General features: G+C 69.8%; 26 protein-coding genes and 2 tRNA genes. 15 read left to right on the top strand and 13 right to left on the bottom strand.

The window, feature by feature from the left end; genetic code table 11:
• The first annotated feature begins 115 nt into the window (after positions 1 to 115).
• The 6 genes from DDF62_RS19330 to DDF62_RS19305 all read left to right on the top strand — a co-directional run bounded on the left by DDF62_RS19330 (position 116) and on the right by DDF62_RS19305 (position 4267).
• Positions 116 to 190: transfer RNA gene (locus DDF62_RS19330), tRNA-Gly, on the top strand.
• Positions 191 to 236: 46 nt separating this feature from the next.
• A tRNA-Gly gene (locus DDF62_RS19325) sits at positions 237 to 311 on the top strand.
• Between the two features lie 105 nt (positions 312 to 416).
• Positions 417 to 2174 (top strand): DUF885 domain-containing protein, encoded by a 1758-nt coding sequence (locus DDF62_RS19320; RefSeq protein ID WP_116490587.1) that lies wholly within the window; start codon positions 417 to 419, stop codon positions 2172 to 2174.
• An 81-nt stretch (positions 2175 to 2255) separates the two neighbouring features.
• Positions 2256 to 2993 (top strand): YceI family protein, encoded by a 738-nt coding sequence (locus DDF62_RS19315; RefSeq protein WP_116490586.1) that lies wholly within the window; start codon positions 2256 to 2258, stop codon positions 2991 to 2993.
• A gap of 174 nt (positions 2994 to 3167) precedes the next feature.
• Positions 3168 to 3569 (top strand): helix-turn-helix domain-containing protein, encoded by a 402-nt coding sequence (locus DDF62_RS19310; RefSeq protein ID WP_116490585.1) that lies wholly within the window; start codon positions 3168 to 3170, stop codon positions 3567 to 3569.
• Positions 3566 to 4267, top strand: coding sequence for a DUF6456 domain-containing protein (locus DDF62_RS19305; RefSeq protein WP_116490584.1), 702 nt, complete (start codon positions 3566 to 3568; stop codon positions 4265 to 4267). The genes DDF62_RS19310 and DDF62_RS19305 overlap by 4 nt, the downstream gene beginning before the upstream one ends.
• Before the next feature lie 25 nt (positions 4268 to 4292).
• On the opposite strand, the gene DDF62_RS19300 is transcribed toward DDF62_RS19305, so the two are convergent.
• From DDF62_RS19300 to trhO, 3 genes are all read right to left on the bottom strand, one after another.
• Complete coding sequence (locus DDF62_RS19300; RefSeq protein WP_116490583.1) at positions 4293 to 4748, bottom strand: PA2169 family four-helix-bundle protein; 456 nt, start codon at positions 4746 to 4748, stop codon at positions 4293 to 4295.
• Positions 4749 to 4822: 74 nt separating this feature from the next.
• Positions 4823 to 5167: a hypothetical protein gene (locus DDF62_RS19295; RefSeq protein WP_116490582.1), complete on the bottom strand. Its 345-nt coding sequence runs from the start codon at positions 5165 to 5167 to the stop codon at positions 4823 to 4825.
• A gap of 66 nt (positions 5168 to 5233) precedes the next feature.
• Positions 5234 to 6187: an oxygen-dependent tRNA uridine(34) hydroxylase TrhO gene (gene trhO / locus DDF62_RS19290; RefSeq protein ID WP_116490683.1), complete on the bottom strand. Its 954-nt coding sequence runs from the start codon at positions 6185 to 6187 to the stop codon at positions 5234 to 5236.
• A 77-nt stretch (positions 6188 to 6264) separates the two neighbouring features.
• Between trhO and DDF62_RS25730 the strand changes: the two genes are divergently transcribed.
• The gene (locus tag DDF62_RS25730) at positions 6265 to 6426 is read left to right on the top strand and encodes a hypothetical protein (protein ID WP_165799372.1); all 162 of its coding nucleotides are present in this window, start codon (positions 6265 to 6267) and stop codon (positions 6424 to 6426) included.
• A gap of 180 nt (positions 6427 to 6606) precedes the next feature.
• Here the strand turns inward: DDF62_RS25730 and DDF62_RS19285 are convergent, their stop codons facing one another.
• Positions 6607 to 7035 (bottom strand): SufE family protein, encoded by a 429-nt coding sequence (locus DDF62_RS19285; protein WP_116490581.1) that lies wholly within the window; start codon positions 7033 to 7035, stop codon positions 6607 to 6609.
• A 40-nt stretch (positions 7036 to 7075) separates the two neighbouring features.
• On the bottom strand, positions 7076 to 7924 hold the full coding sequence (locus tag DDF62_RS19280) for a sensor histidine kinase (protein ID WP_116490580.1): 849 nt from the start codon (positions 7922 to 7924) through the stop codon (positions 7076 to 7078).
• Positions 7925 to 8113: 189 nt separating this feature from the next.
• On the opposite strand from DDF62_RS19280, the gene divJ reads away from it, so the two are divergent.
• Positions 8114 to 9886 (top strand): cell cycle sensor histidine kinase DivJ, encoded by a 1773-nt coding sequence (gene divJ / locus DDF62_RS19275; protein ID WP_165832300.1) that lies wholly within the window; start codon positions 8114 to 8116, stop codon positions 9884 to 9886.
• A 300-nt stretch (positions 9887 to 10186) separates the two neighbouring features.
• On the opposite strand, the gene DDF62_RS19270 is transcribed toward divJ, so the two are convergent.
• Positions 10187 to 11083 (bottom strand): AraC family transcriptional regulator, encoded by an 897-nt coding sequence (locus DDF62_RS19270; RefSeq protein ID WP_116490579.1) that lies wholly within the window; start codon positions 11081 to 11083, stop codon positions 10187 to 10189.
• A gap of 141 nt (positions 11084 to 11224) precedes the next feature.
• Between DDF62_RS19270 and DDF62_RS19265 the strand changes: the two genes are divergently transcribed.
• Positions 11225 to 12112 carry an oxidoreductase gene (locus DDF62_RS19265; RefSeq protein ID WP_116490578.1) on the top strand — a complete coding sequence of 296 codons (888 nt, stop codon included), beginning with the start codon at positions 11225 to 11227 and terminating at the stop codon, positions 12110 to 12112.
• A gap of 121 nt (positions 12113 to 12233) precedes the next feature.
• Here the strand turns inward: DDF62_RS19265 and rpmE are convergent, their stop codons facing one another.
• Positions 12234 to 12464 carry a 50S ribosomal protein L31 gene (rpmE, locus tag DDF62_RS19260; RefSeq protein WP_058349579.1) on the bottom strand — a complete coding sequence of 77 codons (231 nt, stop codon included), beginning with the start codon at positions 12462 to 12464 and terminating at the stop codon, positions 12234 to 12236.
• Positions 12465 to 12578: 114 nt separating this feature from the next.
• Between rpmE and DDF62_RS19255 the strand changes: the two genes are divergently transcribed.
• Together DDF62_RS19255 and DDF62_RS19250 are read left to right on the top strand one after the other, a co-directional pair.
• Positions 12579 to 14432, top strand: a complete 1854-nt coding sequence (locus DDF62_RS19255; RefSeq protein WP_165832299.1) for an ABC transporter transmembrane domain-containing protein — start codon at positions 12579 to 12581, stop codon at positions 14430 to 14432.
• A 71-nt stretch (positions 14433 to 14503) separates the two neighbouring features.
• The gene (locus DDF62_RS19250; RefSeq protein ID WP_133244957.1) at positions 14504 to 15040 is read left to right on the top strand and encodes a hypothetical protein; all 537 of its coding nucleotides are present in this window, start codon (positions 14504 to 14506) and stop codon (positions 15038 to 15040) included.
• Here the strand turns inward: DDF62_RS19250 and DDF62_RS19245 are convergent.
• The 3 genes from DDF62_RS19245 to DDF62_RS19235 all read right to left on the bottom strand — a co-directional run bounded on the left by DDF62_RS19245 (position 15037) and on the right by DDF62_RS19235 (position 17476).
• Positions 15037 to 15360, bottom strand: coding sequence for a hypothetical protein (locus DDF62_RS19245; protein WP_116490575.1), 324 nt, complete (start codon positions 15358 to 15360; stop codon positions 15037 to 15039). The two genes, DDF62_RS19250 and DDF62_RS19245, sit on opposite strands and share 4 nt — an antisense overlap.
• A 105-nt stretch (positions 15361 to 15465) precedes the next feature.
• A complete protein-coding gene (locus DDF62_RS19240) occupies positions 15466 to 16548 on the bottom strand; it encodes a glycerophosphodiester phosphodiesterase (protein ID WP_116490574.1) in 1083 nt (360 codons plus the stop codon).
• Between the two features lie 130 nt (positions 16549 to 16678).
• A complete protein-coding gene (locus DDF62_RS19235) occupies positions 16679 to 17476 on the bottom strand; it encodes an inositol monophosphatase family protein (RefSeq protein WP_165799375.1) in 798 nt (265 codons plus the stop codon).
• Positions 17477 to 17738: 262 nt separating this feature from the next.
• Here DDF62_RS19235 and DDF62_RS19230 point away from each other — a divergent pair, with 262 nt between their 5' ends.
• The gene (locus DDF62_RS19230) at positions 17739 to 18023 is read left to right on the top strand and encodes a hypothetical protein (RefSeq protein ID WP_116490573.1); all 285 of its coding nucleotides are present in this window, start codon (positions 17739 to 17741) and stop codon (positions 18021 to 18023) included.
• Between the two features lie 52 nt (positions 18024 to 18075).
• Here the strand turns inward: DDF62_RS19230 and DDF62_RS19225 are convergent, their stop codons facing one another.
• Positions 18076 to 18324, bottom strand: coding sequence for a hypothetical protein (locus tag DDF62_RS19225; RefSeq protein WP_116490572.1), 249 nt, complete (start codon positions 18322 to 18324; stop codon positions 18076 to 18078).
• A 99-nt stretch (positions 18325 to 18423) separates the two neighbouring features.
• On the opposite strand from DDF62_RS19225, the gene DDF62_RS19220 reads away from it, so the two are divergent.
• Positions 18424 to 19281 (top strand): sigma-70 family RNA polymerase sigma factor, encoded by an 858-nt coding sequence (locus tag DDF62_RS19220; protein ID WP_116490571.1) that lies wholly within the window; start codon positions 18424 to 18426, stop codon positions 19279 to 19281.
• Positions 19282 to 19297: 16 nt separating this feature from the next.
• Here DDF62_RS19220 and DDF62_RS19215 read toward each other — a convergent pair whose 3' ends face one another.
• Positions 19298 to 19711 (bottom strand): hypothetical protein, encoded by a 414-nt coding sequence (locus DDF62_RS19215; RefSeq protein ID WP_116490570.1) that lies wholly within the window; start codon positions 19709 to 19711, stop codon positions 19298 to 19300.
• Positions 19712 to 19804: 93 nt separating this feature from the next.
• On the bottom strand, positions 19805 to 20452 hold the full coding sequence (thiE, locus tag DDF62_RS19210; RefSeq protein ID WP_116490569.1) for a thiamine phosphate synthase: 648 nt from the start codon (positions 20450 to 20452) through the stop codon (positions 19805 to 19807).
• Between the two features lie 158 nt (positions 20453 to 20610).
• Here thiE and DDF62_RS19205 point away from each other — a divergent pair, with 158 nt between their 5' ends.
• Both DDF62_RS19205 and bfr read left to right on the top strand, forming a co-directional pair.
• On the top strand, positions 20611 to 20796 hold the full coding sequence (locus DDF62_RS19205) for a (2Fe-2S)-binding protein (RefSeq protein WP_058349592.1): 186 nt from the start codon (positions 20611 to 20613) through the stop codon (positions 20794 to 20796).
• A 152-nt stretch (positions 20797 to 20948) separates the two neighbouring features.
• Positions 20949 to 21431 carry a bacterioferritin gene (gene bfr, locus DDF62_RS19200; RefSeq protein ID WP_058349593.1) on the top strand — a complete coding sequence of 161 codons (483 nt, stop codon included), beginning with the start codon at positions 20949 to 20951 and terminating at the stop codon, positions 21429 to 21431.
• The last annotated feature ends 100 nt before the right edge of the window (positions 21432 to 21531 follow it).

Below are 21531 nucleotides of genomic sequence, written 5' to 3'. Positions count from 1 at the left end.
TCCGCAAGTGCGGCATTCATCCCCAATGAAGTTGCGCGACAGTGCTTGCCAAGCGCGGAACGCTCTGCCATAAGCCGCCTCCTCGTCGCGGGGCGCTGTTTTCAGCCTCTTCGATGCGGGCGTAGCTCAGTGGTAGAGCGCCACCTTGCCAAGGTGGATGTCGAGAGTTCGAATCTCTTCGCCCGCTCCATTCCCTCCCTTGCGGAGACGGATGGACGAGACAAGAAAATCGGTGCGCGGGCGTAGCTCAGTGGTAGAGCGCCACCTTGCCAAGGTGGATGTCGAGAGTTCGAATCTCTTCGCCCGCTCCATTTTCTTCCCTCTCCTCACATTCTGATCCGGATGCGAAGCGGGGCCGTTTGGCCCGGCGGCAAATCCTGCTCTAACCTCCCCCTCGTTCATTCCGGGGAGCGTCCATGCGTCATCACCTTCTCCGCCTCGCCGCCGGCGCGGCCCTGTCGGCCGTCCTGCTGACGAGCGGCGCGCATGCGGCCGCCCCGACCGCTTCGGCTCGCCTGACCGAGGCCGTGAAGGCCTATGAGTCGGTCTCGGCCATCGACGACGAGGAAAGCGGCTCGGACGCCGCCCGTTGGCGCCTGCCGCCGGTCGGCCCCAAGGCCGACGCCGACCGCAAGGCCAAGTACGAAAAGGCCAAGGCCCTGCTGGGCGAGGTCGACGCGGCCGGCCTGTCCGACGACGAGAAGCTGACCCGCCAGATCCTGGCCTGGAGCCTCGACGACAAGCTCGCCGGGCTGTCGTTCGACGAGAGCCGCATGCCGTTCAGCAGCGACGGCGGCTTCGACGTCGCCCTGCTCTATCGCGCCAGCAGCGCCCGCCTGAAGGACGAGGCCGAGGCCAGGAAGTGGATCGCCCTGCTGGCCCAGGCGCCCGACTGGTACGCCGCCAACATCGCCGAGGCCCGGCGCGGGATCGCCACCGGCTTCGTCCATACCAGAATGACCGCCCAGTCGGTGCTGGAACGCGCCCAGCGCACGGCCGCCACGCCGCCCTCCGAGGATCCGCTGCTGGCTCCGCTGCGCGCCCTGCCCGCCAGCGTGCCGGCCGATCGCAAGGCCGCCCTGATCGCTGAGGGCGAGGCGGTGCTGAAGGCCAGGGTCGCCCCGGCCCGAGCAAGCTTCGTCGCCTTCATGCAGGACGAATATCTGCCCAAGGCCGCCAAGAGCCTGGCGGCCGGCGACCTGCCCGACGGCAAGCGCTACTACGCCTTCCTGGTCAAGCGCTACACCACCACCGACATGACCCCCGACCAGGTGCACGAGATCGGCCAAGCCGAGGTGGCCCGCATCCGCGCGCGGATGGAGACGGTGATGAAGGAGGCCGGCTTCAAGGGCGACCTGCCGGCCTTCCTGACCTTCCTGCGCACCGACCCGCGCTTCTACGCCACCAGCCGCCAGCAGCTGCTGGAAAAGGCCAGCGAGATCGCCAAGCGCGCCGACGACCAGCTGCCGGCCCACTTCGGGACCTTGCCGCGCCTGACCTACGGCGTGCGTCCGGTGCCGGCCAGCATCGAGAAGGGCTACACCACGGGCCGCTATTTCGGCGGCGATCCCAAGGCCGGCCGCGCCGGCGGGCTGATGATCAACACCTCCGACCTCGACCAGCGCGGCCTCTACGAGCTGCCGGCCCTGGTGCTGCACGAGGGCGCGCCGGGCCACCACGTCCAGACCTCGCTGGCCCAGGAGCAGGCCGGCCCCGAGTTCCGCAAGAACCTCTATTTCAGCGCCTTCGGCGAAGGCTGGGGGCTCTATTCGGAATGGCTGGGCGAGGAGATGGGGATCTATCGCGACCCCTACGAGCTGTTCGGCCGCCTGTCCTACGAGATGTGGCGCGCCTGCCGGCTGGTGGCCGACACCGGCATGCACTGGAAGGGCTGGAGCCTGGAACAGGCTCGCGCCTGCTTCACCGAAAACAGCGCCCTCTCCTCGACCAATATCGAGGTCGAGCTGAAGCGCTATGTCTCCTGGCCCGGCCAGGCCCTGTCCTACAAGATCGGCGAGCTGAAGATCCTGGAGCTGCGCAAGCGCGCCGAGACCGCCCTGGGCCCGAAGTTCGACGAGCGCGCCTTCCATGACCTGGTGCTGCTCGGCGGCTCGACGCCCCTGGCGGTGCTGGAAGCGCGGACCGACGCCTGGATCGCCGCGCGGAAAAAGTAATGGCAAGCTGAGCCACGGCCTGGGGTTGACCCAATGCTCGCCCCGGGCCGAACCTCCCCGCCTGCATAAAAGGGAGGTTTCATGTCCTACGCCTCGAAGCTCGCGATCGGCGGCGCCCTGCTGCTGGCGCTCTCGGCCTGCTCCGACCCGAAGGCGGCCAAGAGCGACGCACCGGCCAAGCCGGCCGGCGAGACCGCCGCCGCGCCCGCCGCGGCCAAGCCGCCCGCGGACCTGCCGGCCGGCGACTACACGCTGGACAAGACCCACGCCGACCTCAGCTTCAAGGTCAATCACCTGGGCTTCTCCTGGTACACGGCCCGCTTTTCCGACTTCGACGCCAAGCTGACCCTCGACCCGAAAGCGATCGAGAGCGCCCATATCGAGGCCAGCATCAAGACCGCCTCGCTGCAACTGCCGGCCCCGCCCAAGGGCTTCACCGAGGAACTGCTGGGTCCGCAGTGGCTGGACGCGGCCAAGTATCCGGCCATCACCTTCCGCTCGACCAAGGTCGCCAAGACCGGCGACGACACCGCCGACGTCACCGGCGACCTCACCCTGCACGGCGTGACCAAGCCCGTGACGCTGAAGGCCAGGTTCAACGGCGGCTACACCGGCTATCCGCCGATGGACCCCAACGCCCGCATAGGCTTCTCGCTGACCGGCAGCTTCAAGCGCTCGGACTTCGGCGTCGCCTACGGCGTGCCGCAGCCCGGATCGACCATGGGCGTGGGCGACGAGGTGCAGGTGGCCATCGAGGCCGAGCTGCTCAAGCCCAACCCGCCGGCCGCCAACGCGCCGCCCGCGCCCGGCCAGCCCTGATCAAGGCGCCAGTCCCCGTCGCCGGACGGGGACTGGCGACCATGGCGCGTAATACAATCAGTGGTTTAGATTTTCACTGGACGCGCGAAATAGGAAAGTTATCCTACAAGAGGAATATCAGCCTAGGCTGATGCTCATGGGCGTCATTGGGGGCGCCGCTCTTGAGGGACCATCATGCTCGCTCAAATCCTGGAGGAGGCCTGGGCGATCTCGCCCGACCCGCGTCGCGACCGGCTGGCCGCCGCCTTCGTCACCCACGCCGTGGCCCTGGCCACCGGCGTCGCGCCGATCGACATCACGTCGGACAAGCGCACCCACAAGTCGGCCGCCCGCGCCCGGCAGATCTCGATCTACCTGGCGCACGTGATCTTTCACTGGCCGCTGACCCGCGTGGCCTTCGCCTTCGGCCGCGACCGCACCACCTGCGCCCACGCCTGCCATCGCATAGAGGACCTGCGCGAGGACAGGGTGTTCGACGCCCGGATGACCGCGCTGGAGGCCTGCGTGCGCCAGGCGCCCGAGACCATTCCGGATCTCGCCGGCATCGAGTTCCAGCGCGCGGGGCTGGGCCGATGAGCGCCGCCGGCATTCTCGAGGGCGAGCTGGAGGCCGAGCACCTGGCCGACCGCGCCGCCCGCCTGCTGGCCCGCGCCGGCTCGGTGATCGAGGCCAGGGGCCTGGCCTACGCCGTACGCTTCGCCCGCGGCCGCCGCCCGATGCTGGTCATCAATGAGGCCGCCTTCCGCAAGCTGTTCGCTCGGCTGGTCCCGCGCGGCGACGGCGGCTGGCGGCTGTCGCCCCAGGCCCCTTCCCCGCCGCCTGGGCGCCCCGGCTTCGTCGAGGGCGAGAAGACGGTGGTCGAGCCCGACGGCCGCGCCACGACGCACCGCGCCAATCTGGGCGAGGCGCCGCTGGACTGGCTGCTGCGCCGCAAGCACATCACCCGGGCCGAACACGCCGCCGGCGAGAAGCTGTCGGCAGACGCCCACGCCTCGGGGATCATCGGACGCCTGACCATGCGCTGGGATCCGACGCCGCGCTCGGGCGGCGGTTCGCGCCTGGAGCCCATGGAGCGCGCCTACGCCGCCCGCCAGCGCCTGGGGCGAGCCATGGAGGCGGTGGGCGCCGAGGCCATGCCGATCCTGACCCTGATCTGCCTCACCGGCACGTCTCTGCAGGGAACCGAGGTCGCCCTGGGCATGAGGCCCAGAACGGGCAAGGCCGCCCTCAAGGCGGCCTTGCAGCGCCTCGCGGCGCATTACGGGATGGCCTGAGCCGTCCCGCCTGTCCTGAAGCGACCTACGACGCCTGCTGGGCGTGCTTGATGTCGCGCATCTGGTCGTGGCCGGCCTTGACCTTGGCGTAGGCCTCTTCGATGGCGCGGCGGGTCTCCGGCTGGATATCCACGTCGCCCAGGGCCTTTTCGTACTTGGCCTTGATGTGGTCTTCGCCGTCCTCGACGGTCTTGACCACCGCCTCGTCGCCCTTGGTCAGGGCGTCGCGGACATTGAGGAACACGCGGTGGGCGGCGGCCAGGATGCTGCCGTCGTCGTCGGGCGTGCCGCCCAGGCGGCGGACCTCGGCCTGCAGGTCCGAAACGATGCCGCGACGCTCTTGGGCGCGGGCCTGGAACAGGGTCTTGAAGCGGCTGCTTTCCGCGTCCTTGGCGGCTTCCTCGTAGCCGTCGGCGCTGTCGATGGTGATCTCGACCAGGCCGTTGACGAGCTTGATGTGGTCTTCGTTCGTATGGGCCATGCTTGGGCTCCCTGAGCTTCGAATGGAGAGACCGCAGCAACGCGGCCTCTCCGAAAAAGGTTCGAAGCGGAGCCTTACGGTTTCTTCGATTGCAGGAAGGTCCAGGCCGTGCCGGCCGCGGTGATCGCCGCGCCGCGCGTGCGCTTGTTGATCAGCAGGCCGGCCAGCACCGCCCCGCCCAGAACGGCGACGGCCAGCGGCACGGTGCGGCCGCCGATGTGGACTTCACGGCCGGCGATGGTCAGCGGCTTCTTCGCCGGCGAACCGACGGCGTAGTCGGCGATCGGGGCCTGCGGATCGGCGGGTTTGGACTGATGGTCCAGGAAGTTCGAGACCTTGTCCGACAGGGTGTCGATCAGGCTCTGGCGGGCGCGGGCCGGGCCCGCGCCGTTGGTCTGGGTGGGGTCGTAGGCGACCATGGCGTCTGTCTCCATGTCCTTGGGAAGGGGTCGTGGAGATAACGCCGTGCGGGCGAGGGCGATCCGTCAGGCCTCGCGTGGAGGTTTCGGCGGCAGGCTCGCGCCCACATGGTCGATGCCCAGCTCCAGGGCCCGCGCCGCCTGGCGCTGGCGCTCGGCGTAGCGGGCCTTCTGGTCGTCGCTGCGGCTATCGTGGCAGCGCGGGCAGGCCACGCCCTCGACATACAGCGGCGAGGCCCGGTCGGCTTCCGACACCGGCATCCGGCAGCCCCGGCACAGGGCGTGCGTGCCCTGCGACAGGCCATGGCCGACGGCCACCCGCTCGTCGAACACGAAGCACTCGCCGCGCCACAGGCTCTCGTCCTGCGGCACCGTCTCCAGGTAGTTCAGGATCCCGCCCTTGAGGTGGAACACCTCCTCGACGCCGCGCGCCTTCAGGAGGGCCGTGGACTTCTCGCAGCGGATGCCGCCGGTGCAGAACATCGCCACCTTCGGGGCCGGCGCGGTCGGGTCCCAGGTCTGGCGGAAGGCGTCGAACCAGGCGGGGAAGTCGGCGAAGCTGGGCGTCTTCGGATCGATCGCCCCCTCGAACGTGCCGCAGTCGACCTCGTAGCCGTTGCGGGTGTCGATGACGATGACGTCGTCCCGCGCGATCAGGGCGTTCCAGTCGGCCGGATCGACATGGACGCCGTGATTGTGGGCTGGATCCAGGTCCGGCTCGCCAAGCGTGACGATCTCGGCCTTGACCTTGACCTTCAGGCGGTGGAACGGCGCATGGTCGGCGTCGGCGAACTTCAGCTCCAGCGTCTCGCAGCCCGGCAGGGTGCGGATATGGGCGATGACCGCGTCGATGGCTTGCGGCGTTCCGGCGATGGTGCCGTTGATCCCCTCGCGGGCCAGCAGCAGCGTGCCCTTGACCTTCAGCCCGCAGCACAGCTTGGCCAGGTCGGCCTGGATCGCCTCCGGGTCGTCGAAGGTCGCGAAGCGGTAGAGGGCGGCGATGCGCCAGGTCGAGGTCATGGGCGGGCCATAGAAGATCGGACGGGTCTGCTCAAGCACGGCCGGAACCAAGCGCGCATAACGCGGGTTACCGGGCCATGAGCATCCTGATCACCGTCATCATCGCCCTCGTGCTGCTTGGCCTGGCGCTCTACGCCGTCCAGCGCTCGCCGATCCCCTCGCCCGTGAACTGGCTGATCCAGCTTCTGCTGATCGTCGTGGCCATCGTGTTCATCGGCAACCGGGCCGGGTTCTTCTAGGGGTTTGGGGGCTCCCATCCCCCTTCCCCACCGTCATTCCCGCCCTTGTGGCGGGAACCCCTGGGTCAGCTTGCACGTGAGGCGCAAGCGAACCGCCAGCGGTTCGCCCCATCCGCCCTTGCGGCCGACAGAGGGTTTCTCGCCACAAGGGCGAGAATGACGGGAAGTGGAGGGTGCGAACTAGCCCGCCAGGGCCGCCGCGTCGCGCTGAATGCGGGCGACCATGGACTTGAGGCCGTTGGACCGCTGCGACGACAGCGCTTCCGAAAGCCCCAGGCGCGCCATGGCCGCCGAGGCGTCGAAGGCGGCGATGTCTCCGGCCTGGGCGCCCGAATAGAGCCGCAGCACCACGGCGATCAACCCGCTGACGATATGGGCGTCGCTGTCGCCCCGGAAGCGCACGGTTCCGTCGGCCTGCGGCTCGGTCACCAGCCAAACCTGGCTGGCGCAGCCGCGCACCTTGTTCTCCTCGGAGTGCTCCTCGGGCGTCAGCGGCTCGAGGTCCTTGCCCAGCTCGATCACGTAGCGATAGCGCTCTTCCCAGTCGCCGAGCATTTCGAACTCGTCGGCGAGGTCGTTGAGGGCGGCGTCGATGGGGCTGGTGCTCATGGCGCGGCATCTAGGCGGGCCGCGCCCCTGATGCAAGCGGTCAAGCCCCCGGCAGGCTCACGATCGCGGTCAACCCCTGCCCCGGCGCCGACTTCAGGCGCAGCGAACCGTTCATCGCCCGGGTCAGCAGGTCGACAATCGGCAGGCCCAGGCCCACCCCCTCGCCGGTGCGCGTCAGCGACGCCCCGCCCTGCTCGAACGGGCGCAACAGGCGCGGCAGGTCTGCGGCTTCGACGCCCTCGCCCTGGTCGCGGATGGAGATCTCGACCATGCCGCCGGCCACGCGCTCGGCCTCGATGGTCACCACCCCGTCGCGCGGCGAATGGGCGACGGCGTTCTGCATCAGGTTGGAGAGAATGGTGCGCAGGCCCCGCCGGTCGGCCAGCACGCCCGGCATGCCCACCAGGTCCGGCGCGCTCAGGACCACGCCCCGCGCCTCGCACTCGGCCCGCAGCTGGGCCATCACGTCCTCGACCGCCTCGTCCAGCGGCTCGGCGGCGACGTCGAGGTCGGTGACATGGCCTTCCAGGCGGGCGATCTCGACGATCTGGTTGACGAGCTTCAGCAGCTTTAGGCCGCTCTCGTGCACCAGCTTGGCGTATTCCTTGTATTGCGGCGAGCCGAGCGGGCCGTAGAGCTCGCTGGCCAGAATCTCCGAGAAACCGATGACCGCGTTCAGGGGCGTGCGCAGCTCGTGGCTGACCATGCGCAGGAACGAACGCTTCTGATCGTCGAGGGCGGCCTTGCGGCGGGCGCGGGCGGCGGCGCGGCGAAACGTCGCGGTGGGGCCTTCGGCGCCCCGCTGCGCACCGCGCGAATCAGCCCCAGCCACGCTTTCGGCGGGCTCTTCGGCTGTGAACGAAGCGTCCGCGGACGCCGTCTGAGACATATGAAACTCCCGGACCTTCTGTCCGCAAAGGCATTCTGTGCCACCCTGAACCAACCCGCTTACGAAACCGTTTCCGTCCACAAGAAGCTGGACTCGGCCGGTCGCCCCACAATTGTGCGTGCTTGGGGGATCGGCCGAAGCGGGGTTAGGATTCACCAATAACGAACCTTTTGAGGCGGACGCGTCCCCTTGGACATCGACCCGGTGCAGCCGCGGCAGGATGAAGCCGCCTTTCGCCCCGCGCTCGGCGCGGGCGAGACGGCGCGCGCCTGGCGTCTGGGCTGGCTGGCCGCGGCCCTGCTGGCCGGCGGGGCGGTGGCCTTCACGCCGGGCTCGACGGGCTGGCCGATCTGGACGGCCCTGCTGGCCGGCGCCCTGCCCGCCATCGCCGCCCTCTTGCTGGGCGACAGCGAGGACGAGCGCACCCAATCGATGCTGCTGGTCGGCTGGGCCGCCGGCGGCGCGATCGCCGCGGCCCTGACCGGCGGCGTCTCGGGCGCCATGAGCGCCTGGTGCCTGGCCCCCGTGGCCGCCGCCTCGACCCTGGCCGCCCCGCGCCGCTTGGCCGAGGGTGCGGCCCTGGCCCTGATCGGCGGCGCCATGGCCGCCCTGACCCAGCTGTCGGGCCTGGCCCCGCCGCCGCCCACGGGGCCTACCGCCTTCATCCTCGGCTTCCTGGCCGTGGCCACCACCGGCCTTGGCCTCGCCGCCGGCCTGATGCTGACCCACCGCCGGGCCGGCGAACGCGACGTGCGCAACCTGTCGGAGCTGACGGCCCTTTCGACCCTGCTGGACGGCCTGCCGTTCCTGGCCTTCGTCGTCACCCTGCAAGGCCGCGTGCGCACCGTGCGCGGCGTCGCCCCCGAGGGCGCGGCGCTGGACCGGATCATGATCGACGGCCTGTCGCACGCCGCCGTCGTGGGCGAGCGCGCCCGCGTCGACTTCGCCCTGGGCCAGGCCCTGCGCGAGCACCAGGCCGTGCTCACCTTCCCGGCCGCCGAGGCCCCGGAAAAGACCCTGTCCCTGACTCTGCGCCGCGTCGGCCCCGGCATGCTGGTCGGCGTGCTGCGCGACGTCACCGCCGAGACCCGCCACCTGCAGCAGCTGGACCAGGCCCGCAACGACGCCGAACAGCTGGCCGCCGGCCGCGCCCGCTTCCTGGCCAATATGAGCCACGAGCTGCGCACGCCGCTGAACGCCATCATGGGCTTCTCCGACATCATGCGCGCCCGCATGTTCGGCCCCCTGACCGACCGCTACGGCGAATATGCCGAGTTGATCCACGAGAGCGGCCGCCACCTGCTGGACCTGATCAACGACGTGCTCGACATGTCGAAGATCGAGGCCGAGCGCTTCGAGCTGTCGCGCGGCGAGTTCGACGCCCGCGAGGCCGTCAACGCCGCCATGCGCCTGCTGCGCGTGCAGGCCGACAGCGTGGGCGTGCAGCTGCGCGGCGTGCTGCCGCCCGGCGAGCTGGACGTCGACGCCGACCGCCGGGCCCTCAAGCAGATCGTGCTGAACCTGGTCTCCAACGCCCTGAAATTCACGCCGCGCGGCGGCCAGGTGACGGTCACGGCCGACGGTCACGACGGCATGCTGGAGATCGTGGTGGCCGACACTGGCGTCGGCATCAGCCCCGAGGATCTCGAGCGCCTGGGCCGCCCCTACGAGCAGGCCGGCGGCGTCGACCAGCGCGCCAGGGGCACTGGCCTTGGCCTTTCGCTGGTGCGGGCCTTCGCCCAGCTGCACGGCGGCGAGATGCATGTCGAAAGCCGCCTGGGCGCGGGCACCAGCGTCTCGGTGCGCATGCCCATCCTGCTGGCCGCCCCCAAGCCCGCCGAGAAGCCCGAAAGCCCCACGGCCACCGCCGACGCCATGGAACCGCTGTTCGCGCCGCCGTCCGAGGCGACCGAAGAGCCTTTCCTGGGCGAGAACGTCATCCGCTTCGCCCCGCCGCGCTGAAGCGGCAGATGCTCCCGCTGAAGGGGGAGCTGTCGGCGAAGCCGACTGAGGGGGAAGGGACTGCTGCCGTTCGGCGCGCACCGACCTCATCAGGAACTTCCCCCTCCGGCCCTCCGGGCCACCTCCCCCTTCAGGGGGAGGATCTTGGGCGGCGAACCTCCCCCTTTGGGGGAGGCGGCCGAAGGCCGGTGGGGGGACGGTTTCAGCTTTCGGGGTGGTGGACGATTTCGTGAAAAACTCCCCCCACCGATCGCTGCGCGATCACCTCCCCCACAGGGGGAGGCTCCTCGTCAGCCTGCCCTACACCGCCACGCTGAGCGAGGGATCGGCCCGCAGGCGCGCCATGTCGCGGCCCGGCGGGCGGCCGTAGAGGCGCGCGTATTCCCGGCTGAACTGCGAGGGGCTGTCGTAGCCGACGGAAAAGCCCACGCCCGCCACGTCGCGGCCCTGGACCATCAGGAGGTTGCGCGCCTCCTGCAGCCGGATCTGCTTCTGGTACTGCAACGGGCTCATGGCGGTCACCGCCTTGAAGTGGCGGTGCAGCGAGGTCTCGCTCATGCCCGCCACCCGCGCCAGCTCTTCGATCCGCATGGGCTCGGCATAGTGCGCGCGCAGCCAGCGGATCGCCCGGCGCACCTGGTCCGGCCGGCCGCCCGCCGAGGCGATCTGGCGCATCATGCCGCCCCGCTCGCCGTTCAGCAGCCGCCACATCAGCTCGCGCCGGACCATCGACCCCAGCACCGCCGCCTCGCGCGGACGGTCCAGCAGGCGCACCAGCCGCATCACCGTCTCGATCAGCTCCTCGTCCATCCGGCTGACCGCCAGGGCCCGGGTCGGCGTGATCTCGGGCAGGACTTCGCCGGCCTCGACCAGCAGGTCGGCGATCATGGCCGGATCCAGCGGGATTCCCACCGCCAGGTACGGCGCGGCGATCACCCGTCCGCTGACCGGCAGGTCGGCCGACACCACCAGGTACTCGCCGGCGCGGTAGGGATAGCTCTCGGCCCCCAGCGTCGTGGTCTTGGACCCGTCGAGGATCAGGCACAGCATCGGCTCGTAGACCAGTTGCTGGGACTCGGTGACGGTCGTGCTGGCGATCAGGTGCAGGCCTGGCGGGACCAGCGGACCGACGCCGTCCGTCGAGGCCGCTCCCAGATGGCCGCGCACCAGGTCGACGAGTTCGGGCAACTTGCTCATGGCGACATTCAACCGTTTAAGGCCCGCTCGAGCAATGGCGATCGCCACAATGGCAGGATCGTGCAAGAGGCTGGCGGCATCCGTCTACGACCTCCGCCCGATCCCGGCCCATGCTGCAAGCTCCTCAGAAGGAGCTTCCCCATGACTTCCCCCGCCCCCCGCACCTGGTTCGTCACCGGCGCCTCGCGCGGTCTCGGCGCCGACATCGTCCGCGCCGTCCTGGCCGCCGGCGACCGCGTCGTGGCCACCGCCCGCAACCGCCAGAGCCTGGTCGAGACCCTCGGCCCCGACGCCGACAACCTGCTGTCGCTGGCCCTCGACGTGACCCGCCCCGACCAGGTGCAGGCCGCCGTCGACGCCGCGCTGGCGCGCTTTGGCCGCCTCGATGTGCTGGTCAACAACGCCGGCTACGGCCACCTGTCGGTTTTCGAGGAATCGACCGCGGCGGACGCCCAGGCCCAGTACGACACCAACGTCTTTGGCCTGATGCACGTCACCCGCGCCGTGCTGCCGGCCATGCGCGCCCAGCGCTCGGGCCGGATCTTCAACGTCTCGTCGGTGGGCGGCATCGTCGGCGGCGAGAGCGGCACGCTCTACTGCGCCTCGAAGTTCGCCGTGGAGGGCTTCTCGGAATCCCTGGCCGGCGAGGTCCGCCGCTTCGGCATCCATGTGACGGTGGTCGAACCGGGCTTCTTCCGCACCGACTTCCTGGAGCCGACCTCGGTGCGCCACGCCTCGCACGCCATCGACGACTACGCCCAGGTCGCCGCCGACCTGAAGGCCTTCTACGACGCCCGCAGCCGCAACCAGGCCGGCGATCCCCTGCGCCTGGGCCAGGCGCTGGTGACGCTGGCCAATGCCGAGCGTCCGCCCGTCCGCTGGTGCGCCGGCACGGACGCGCTCGCCATGGTGCAGGCCAAGATCGACAGCCTGCAGGGCGAGCTCGACGCCTGGCGCGACCTGTCGGCCTCGACCGACGGCGAATTCGACTTCAAGCCGGAAGCCGAAACCACCACCGCCTGGCGCTGACGCCAGAAGCCGCGCCGGACCCCGGCGCGGCTTTTTTCTTTTCAGAGCCCAGATACAGAAAAAGCCGGCCCGCGAACGCGGAGCCGGCTTTTCGTCGCCCTTACGGCGAGACTTGGAGGCTTTAGGCCTTCTTCGCGGTGAAACCGGCGAACTTGGCGTTGAAGCGCGAGACGCGGCCGCCACGGTCCATCAGCTGAGCGTTGCCGCCCGTCCACGCCGGGTGGGTGCGCGGGTCGATGTCGAGCGCCAGGTTCGCGCCTTCCTTGCCGTAGGTCGAGCGGGTCTGGTAGCTCGAGCCGTCGGTCAGGGTGACGGTGATGAAGTGGTAGTCGGGGTGAATGTTCTGTTTCATCGGACGGTCCAACCGACTAGAGCGCGGCGTGAAATGTGGGTGAGCGCCACCTGCGGGGTGGCCCTCGAAGACGCGCGGCTATAAAGAACCCGCGCGATTTTGGCAAGGACCCAGTTGATGACCGACGTTAACGGCGGCGAGATTCAGGCCGACGGCCGACCCGGCGCCGGCGCCGAACTGGCCCAGAGCCTGAGCGAGGCGGCCGCCCGCCGCCCGCGCCGCAAGGACATCCGGCCCCTCGCCCACCTTCTGCCGTTCGTCCGCCGCCACATCGGCGACGCACTGGCGGCGGGGTTCTTCCTGCTGTTCTCGACCAGCGCCACCCTGGGCCTGACCGCCGCCTTCAAGGAGGTGATCGACAAGGGATTCGCCAAGGGCTCGCACGGCTCGGTCAACAGCGCCTTCCTGCTGCTGGGCGGCGTGGCTTTGGTGCTGGCCGTGGCCACGGCCGCGCGCTTCTTCTTCGTCACGCGCCTGGGCGAGCGGGTCGTGGCCGACCTGCGCCGCGCGCTCTATGGCCACGTGCTGTCGCTGGACCCGGCCTATTTCCTCAAGACCCGCACCGGCGAGGTGCTGTCGCGGATGACCACCGACGTCACCCTGATCGACCAGTTGGTCGGCGCCTCGGCCTCGATCGCCATCCGCAACACCCTCAGCCTGGTCGGGGGCCTCGGCTACATGGCCGTGGTCAGCCCCAAGCTGGCGGGCTTCATCGTGCTGATGGTGCCGGTGGTGCTGGCCCCGATGTTCCTGATGGGCCGCAACGTCCGCAAACTCTCCGCGACGGCCCAGGACCGCTTCGCCGACGCCGTCGGCTATGCGGGTGAAAGCCTGGATGCGCTCGACACCGTCCAGGCCTTCGTGCGCGAGCGCGAGGCCGACCGCCGGTTCGGTTCGGCGGTCGAGACGGCCTTCGACGCCTCGGTGCGCCGCATCCGCGCGCGGGCCATGATGACCTCGGTGGTCATCACCCTGGCCTTCGGCGGCGTCACCCTCTTGCTATGGTTCGGCGCCCAGCTCGTCCTGAAGGGCGAGATGACGCCGGGCACCCTGGCCCAGTTCGCCCTGCTGGCGATCATGGCCGCCGGCTCGGTCGGCGCCCTGGGCGAGGTGTGGGGCGACGTCCAGAAGGCCTCCGGGGCCATGGACCGCATCGCCGAGCTGCTGAACGCCAAGCCGGGCATCGCCCCGCCAGAGGCGCCCAAGGCCCTGCCCTCGCCCGTGCGCGGCGAGATCGCCTTCCAGGACGTGGCCTTCGCCTATCCCGGCCGCCCCGACCTTCCGGCCCTCAACGGCTTTACCCTGACCGTGAAGCCGGGCGAGACCGTCGCGCTGGTCGGCCCCTCGGGCGCGGGCAAGAGCACCGTGCTGCGCCTCCTGCTGCGCTTCTATGACCCGCAGGGCGGCGCGATCCGCCTGGACGGCGTCGACCTGCGCGAGGCGACGCCCGCCGAGGTGCGCGGGACGATGGCCCTGGTGGCCCAGGACTCGCCGCTGTTCTCCGGTTCGGCCATGGACAACATCCGCTTTGGCCGCGCCGACGCCACCGAGGAAGAAGCCCGCGCCGCCGCCGACGCAGCCCAGGCCACCGGCTTCATCACCGCCCTGCCCGAGGGCTTCGACACACCCGTCGGCGAGCGCGCCAAGACCCTGTCGGGCGGCCAGCGCCAGCGCCTGGCCATCGCCCGCGCCCTGGTCCGCCAGGCCCCGATCCTGCTGCTCGACGAAGCCACCAGCGCGCTGGACGCCGAGAACGAGCGCCTGGTCCAGCAGGCCCTGGACGCGGCTATGAGCGGCCGCACCACCCTGGTCATCGCCCACCGCCTGGCCACCGTGCTGCAGGCCGACCGCATCGTGGTCATGGAGGACGGCCGCGTGGTCGAGGAAGGCACGCACGCCGACCTGGTGGCCAGGGGCGGCCTCTATGCGCGCCTGGCCCGCCTGCAGTTCGGCGTCGAGGCGGCCTGACCGAGCCCCTCGGTTGACGAAGCAGGCGCGGGCGTCGGAAGCTCGCGCCCTTCGTCCCGGGGGTGCGTATCGTGATCGACAAGCTGGCCGTCCTTAATCCGTTCGCCAAGTTGCCGGACGAGGAGACCGCCACGCGCGCCGCCCGCGCCGGGGCCGTCGGCGCCTGGCTGGCGGCCGTGAGCAGCGCGTTCGGCGCGGCGATGATCTTCCTCAAGCTCGACGTCTATGTCGACGAGATGCGCCGCCAGGTGCAGGCCAACGCGGCCATGCAGGATCCGGCCATGGCCGAGGCGATGATGGCCAACGCCGCGCCGTCCATCGTCTGGACCACCATCGGCTTCAGCGGCCTGGTCGGCCTCGTCTACGTGCTGCTGGGCGTCGTGCAGTGGCGGCGCAAGACGCGCCTGATCCCGCTGCTGCTCCTGCTGTTCGCCGTCTACGGTCTGGGCGTCTCCGTGCTGGCCATCGTCGGCCACAAGGCGAGCAGCCCCTATTCTTCGCTGGGGCAGCTGTCGGTGGGCCTGCTGCTCTCCATCGCCACCCTGCTGTGCTTCATCGCCGGCACGCGCGGCGGCTTCCGCCTGCACGCGTTGCGCAAGGCGGGCTAGCCGGCCGCCTCGGCCTCGACAGCCTTCTTGATCAGGGCCACGTGGGCCACCTGGTCGCGCAGCGCCTGGAAAGCGGGGCTGGACGGACCGTCAGGCTGGTTCTGCGCCCAGTCGACCAGCGCCAGCAGCGCCTCGCTGATGCGGCCGATCTGGCGGCCGTAGCTGCCCACCTCGTCCAGCACGCGCGCCTCCACTTCAGGACTGCGCGACTGGCCCAGATTGACGGTGAACAGCGAAAAGTCGCCAAAGCTCCACGACCACGGATTGATGGTCTGGGTCAGCTGGCGCGGGGCCAGGGAAAGCTGGAACGGCTGGGTCATGCGGGCCTCCCGATCTGGAGAGGCCAGCATGGCGCCTTTGCAACGCCCGCGTGTGACGTTCCGGCGGGCGGGCGTCAGGAAACACCCGTCTCGCCCAAGCCGTGATCAGCCGCGCGCCGCCACCGCCAGCCCCGGGAAATCGCTGAACACCCCGTCGACGCCGGCGGCGTACAGCGCCTTCAGCACCGCCGTCACGTCACCGCGCTGGGCCAGGTAGTCGGCGGCGCCCGCATTGCCGCGCCGCAGGGTCGCCGGCAGGAAGTAGTTCTCGGCCCGCACCGTCCAGGGATGCACCACCAGTCCCGCCGCATGGGCGTCCTTCACTAGCGAGGTCGCCGGCAGCAGGGTCTGCTTGTCCTGCGGCACGATCATCGTCTTTTCCGGGCCCAGGCCGTCAGCATAGGCCGCCACGCCCTTCAGGCCCTCGGGCGTGACCAGGTCGGCGTACTTGACGCTGGGCAGGTCGGCCGGACCGCCCTCGCCCGCCACCAGCAAAACGAGGCGCGCGGGCGTCTTCAGGCGCAGGGTCTTCAGCGGCCCGACTTCGAAGCACTGCACGAACACCGGCGCGGTCTTGGAATTGAGGTCGTTGCGCTTGAGCGCCTCGACCATCCGGCCTTCGATCGGCAGGCCGATCGAGGCGAAATAGGCCGGGTGCTTCATCTCCGGATAGACGCCGATCGTCCGGCCCACGCGCTTGCTCTCGGCCCGGGCGAAGGCGACCACCTCGTCGAAGGTGAGGACCTGCGCCTGACCGTCGAAGGCGGCGCTGGCCGGGCGCAGCTGCGGCAGCCGCTCGCGGGCCCGCAGGCTCTTGATCTCGGCCAGGGTGAAGTCCTCGGTAAACCAGCCCGTCAGGCTTTCGCCGTCGATGGTCTTGGTCGCCTTGCGGGCGGCGAATTCCGGGCGCTGGGCCACGTCGGTCGTGCCGCCGATCTCGTTCTCGTGGCGCACCACCAGATGGCCGTCCTTGGTGACCACGAGGTCGGGCTCGATGAAGTCGCAGCCCTGATCGACCGCCAGGCCGTAGGCCAGCAGCGTGTGCTCGGGGCGCTCCCCGGAAGCGCCGCGATGGGCGATGACCACCGGCTTGCGCACCCCGGCGCGGACCATGGTCGGGATCATGCTGGCGCCCATGGTGCCAGCGAGGGCGGCGGTCGTCATGGCGCGGCGGGTTAGTAGGGTCATGGCCGCTGATTAGCGCGCGGGTGTGACGGTTTGGCGAGGGGCCGATGGCGGTTTGGCCATGCTCTCATCCGCAAACGAAAAGGGCCCCGGAAATTCCGGAGCCCCTTCCAATCCAGTCTTGCGAAAGACCTCAGCCGGCGGCTTGCAGGGCCTTCAGAACCTGCGGGTGCAGCTCGGGGTTCGAGGCCAGGATCGAGGCGCCCTGCACCGGGTCGCCGTGCTCCTCGATGGTGGTGACCTTGCCGCCCGATTCCTGGACCATCAGCACGCCGGCGGCGACGTCCCAGGGCTTGAGGTTGCGTTCCCAGTAGGCGTCGAAGCGGCCGGCGGCCACCCAGGCCAGGTCGAGCGAGGCGGCGCCGAAGCGACGAACGCCGGCGACCTTCTGGCTGACCTGGTGCAGCTCCTTCAGGAACTGGCCGTGGCCCGGCTTGCCGACGAACGGCACGCCGGTGGCCAGCACCGACTCGTCCAGGTGCTTGCGGGCGGCGACGCGCAGGCGCTTCTCGGCGCCGAGGAACGCGCCGCGGCCCTTCTCGACCCAGAACAGGTCGTGGGTGATCGGGTTGTAGGTGACGCCGGCGACGACCTCGCCCTCGCGCTGCAGGGCGATGTTGACCGCGAAGTGCGGGATGGCGTGCATGAAGTTGGTGGTGCCGTCCAGCGGGTCGACGATCCAGGTGTGGGTCTTGTCGGTGCCCTCGACCATGCCGCGCTCCTCGCCGAGGAAGCTGTAGCCCGGACGCGCCTTGCTGAGGATCTCGAACAGGGTCTGCTCGGCCTTGAGGTCGGCGTTGGTCACGAAGTCGCCCGCGCCCTTCTTGGAAACCTGCAGCTCGGTGACTTCGCCGAAGTCACGGGCCAGGCCGCGAGCCGCCTTGCGCGCGGCGTCGATCATCACGTTGAGAAGGGCGGAAGGCGTGGGCACGGGCGGATATCCTATGGAATTCCCTGCACCGGCGCGCGGACGCGCGGCGGCGGGAGACGGACGATGGCAGTGGGAAAGAGCGGGCGCGGAACCTAGACGCGGGGCCGCCGGAAGGCAAGGCGGGGCAGATTGTCGCGGTTTCGACCTCCCCCTTGCAAAAGGGGACCGATCGGTCAATTTTATAGGTGGCGGTTGATCCAGCGCAAAGCGAGGGGTCGCGCCACGCGCAAACTCCCCTTTAGCGCAAACAAGGAACGACCCCATGACCAAGTTCTCCCTGATCACCGCCGCCGTCGCCCTGCTGGCCGTGGCCCAACCCGTCGCCGCCGAAACCCTGCTGAGCGGCGCCTCGCAGCGCGTCTCGGTGACCGGCAAATCCTCGGCCGCCGTCAGCGACGAGCTGACCCGCGCCGCCCGCCAGGTGTGCGTCAAGGCGCTGAAGACCAGCCGCCACCCCAACTACGCCTCGTGCGTGACCGAAACGCTGGGCCAGGCCCGCGCCGACTACGCCGCCCTGCGCTCGGCCGCCGCCAACGCCGCCGAATAGGATCGCCGACTAAAGCCTGGATAGGGCCCGTCGTTCCCCACGACGGGTCCGGTCAGCCGGCCTTGCGGTGCTTCCGGACGATCCGACGCGCCAGCAGGCCGGCCACGACGACCACCAACAGGCCGAAGGCCGTCGGGAGCCACCAGAAGATCCACTGCGCGGCCTCGCCGACCGGATCGGCGCTATCCGCGTAGCCCATGTCCGGCGGCGCGAGGATCTCGATGCGGACCGGGCACATCGGCGCCAGCACCGCCAGAACGATCGCCGTCACCCCGCCGATCAGCGCCAGCCTCCACCACATGATCTCGCCCCCGCGGATGAATTCGCTTTTCTGTGGCCCGCCGTGTCACATGGGCCAAGAACTAATTCGTCCTGAGTTCGCAAAGCGACGCGAGGCGCCATGACCCAGGCCGACCAGATCTTCGAAAACCGCCGCCACGCCATGACCGGCCTGGCCTATCGGATGCTCGGCTCGCGGGCCGAGGCCGAGGACGTGGTGCAGGACGCCTGGCTGCGCTGGCGCGAGGTCGACGAGGCCCGCGTCGACAATCCCGGCGCCTTCCTCAACCGCGTGGTCTCGCGCCTGTGCCTGGACCGGCTGAAGTCGGCCCGCGCCCGGCGCGAGCTCTATGTCGGCGAATGGCTGCCCGAGCCCGTGGTCGACGTCGACGAGACCTTCGGCCTGGGCGAGAACCTGACCGTGGCCTTCCTGCTGGCGCTGGAGCGCCTGACCCCGCTCGAACGCGCGGCCTTCCTGCTGCACGACGTGTTCGACACGCCCTTTTCCGAGATCGCCGCCACCCTGGACCGCTCCGAGGCGGCCGTGCGCCAGCTGGCCGCCCGGGCCCGCGACCACGTCAAGGCCGGCAAGCCGCGCTACAAGCCCAGCGCCGACGAGGAGCGCCGCCTGACCCAGGCCTTCATCGCCGCGGCGCTCAGCGGCGACGCGGGAACCCTGCGGGGGCTCCTGGCGCAGGACGTGGTCATGCACGCCGACGGCGGCGGCAAGGCCTCGGCGACGATGAACCCGGTGTTCGGCCTCGAAAACGCCGTGCGCCTGCTGGAGGGCATCGCCCGCAAGTGGCCCCAGCCCGACGACGTGGCCGTGCGCCTGGCGCGCATCAACGGTCAGCCGGGCGTGGTGCTGTCGCACGCCGGCGTCGTCATCCAGACCATGGGCCTGGACATCGTCGATGGCCGCATCGCCGCCGTCTACACCATGCGCAATCCCGACAAGCTGGCGCGGGTGGCGCCGTAGAAGACTCCCTCCGGCGCTAAGGCAACGGCGTCTTGGGCAGGCTGTCCTTTGTCTCGCAGGCCAGCTTGCCGGCCTTGCCCGCCGCGCCGGAGATGTCGTCGACCTTGGCTTCCTGCCGCCAGTTCTTGGGCAGGCCCTTGTCGCCGGCGAAGTCCATGCCGAGGTCCATCCACTTGTCCGCGGCGCAGTCGAGGGCGAACAGCATGATCGGGCCCTTGCCGGCCGGCCAGGCCTTGTACGGCCCGCCGCCCTTGCCCTCGGCGATGCGCAGCACCACCAGGCCGGTCTTCTCGTCCACTCTCAGGAAATCGGCGTCATAGAAGGTCTTGGCCTCGCCGGGGGCCGGCTTCCAGGTCTCGGCGGCCGTCGGAACGTCGGCCATGACCAGCATGGGTACGCTGAGCAAACACGCTACGAGCCGCTTCTGCATGGCGGTCCCTCCCCGTTATCGTTCGCGGGGAGGACGCTATGCCTCTCCCACAACCACGGCAAGAGAACGTCGTTATGCGCGTTCGGCGGTGTGTCAGCCGCGCGCGGCGAGCCCCTGGGCGATGGCCGCGTTCAGCGCCGCCACGGCCGCGTCGGGCCCTTCCGGATGGGCCCATACCCCGCCCGAGACGGCCAGGAAGTCGGCGCCGGCGGTGGCCAGGCCCGCGGCGTTGTCGGCGGTGATGCCGCCGATGGCCACGCACGGAACCTCCATCGTCTCCTGCCAGATCGACAGGATGTCGGGCTCGGCGACGATCGGCGCATCCTTGGTCGTGGTCGGGAAGAAGGCCCCGAAGGCCACGTAGTCAGCCCCGGCCTCGGCGGCCTCCATGGCCAGGTGGCGGCTGTCGTGGCAGGTGACGCCGACCATGCGGTCCTTGCCCATCAGCTTGCGGGCCGCGGCGTAGGGCGTATCGCCCTGCCCCACGTGCACGCCGTCGCAGTCGAGGCGGGCGGCCAGGTCGGGACGGTCGTTGAGGACCACCGCCACGTCGCGGGCGCGGGCGATCGGCGACAGGGCCTGCACGGCGGCGGCCACGACGTCGTCGGGCACGTCCTTGAGGCGGATCTGCACGGCCGCCACGTCGCCGCCCTCCAGGGCGCGGGCCAGTTGGCGACCGAAGGCGGCCAGGTCCGGCAGGGACGGCGGGGTGATCAGATAGAGGCGGCAGTCGAGCGTCATGCGCCGCCTTTACGCCGATTTGACGCCGAGCGCGACTTTGGCGGCCCGCCATCCTCGCCCGCGACGACGGGTCGCTGCGAACTCGACTGAGAGTCAGTTGCAAACCGGTGGAAAACTGCTAGATGAGAATGACAATCATTCGGTAGGGCGTTCCTTCCTTGTACGTCTGCAATTGTAACGGCATCCGCCAGCGTGAAGTCCGCGCCGCGATCGACGCGGGGGCGACTCGTCCGGCCGAGATCTTCCGCCACAAGGGCTGCCAGGCCCAGTGCGCCAAGTGCGTCTGCGAGATGCGCCAGATGATTCAGGAAGCCCAGGAAGCTCTGGCTTACGCCGCCGAGTAAGGCTTCCTGCGACGCAAAGTCGACGATTTCAGGTTACCGCGAAGCACTCTCACGCTTTTCTGTGAGGCTGCGAAACACTTGCACACATTACTGTTGAAGCGCTGAAAAAGCCGACTAAGGGTGCGGGCGAACTCGAACCTTAGGAGGCCGCCATGCAAGGCGATCCCGGCGTTATCCGCGTCCTGAACGCTGTGCTCACCAACGAGCTGACGGCCGTCAACCAGTACTTCCTGCACGCCCGCATGCACGACAACTGGGGCTTCAAGCGCCTCGGCCAGATCGTCTACCAGGAATCGATCGGCGAGATGAAACACGCCGACAAGCTGATCAACCGCATCCTCTTCCTCGAGGGCCTGCCCAACCTGCAGGACCTGCACAAGCTGAAGATCGGCGAGACCGTGCCGGAATGCCTGGCCGCCGACCTGTCGATCGAGCTGTTCAACCGCGAACTGCTGGTGCCGGGCATCGTCCAGTGCGAGCAGGCCCGCGACTACATCAGCCGCGAGCTGCTGCGCGAGATCCTCAACGACACCGAGGAGCACATCGACTACCTCGAAACCCAGCTGTCGCTGATAAAGTCGCTGGGCGAGCAGAACTACCTGCAGAGCGCCATGGGCGAGCTGCCGGCGGCCTGATGCTTGGTCCCCGCCCTTCGACAAGCTCAGGGTGAGGACCAAGGCAGAACTCGGCGCCAGAAGACCCTCATCCTGAGCCCGTCGAAGGACGAGGGTTTCG

This window comes from Caulobacter radicis, from assembly GCF_003094615.1.
Lineage (GTDB): Bacteria > Pseudomonadota > Alphaproteobacteria > Caulobacterales > Caulobacteraceae > Caulobacter > Caulobacter radicis.
This window is presented reverse-complemented; position numbering and strand designations above follow the sequence as displayed.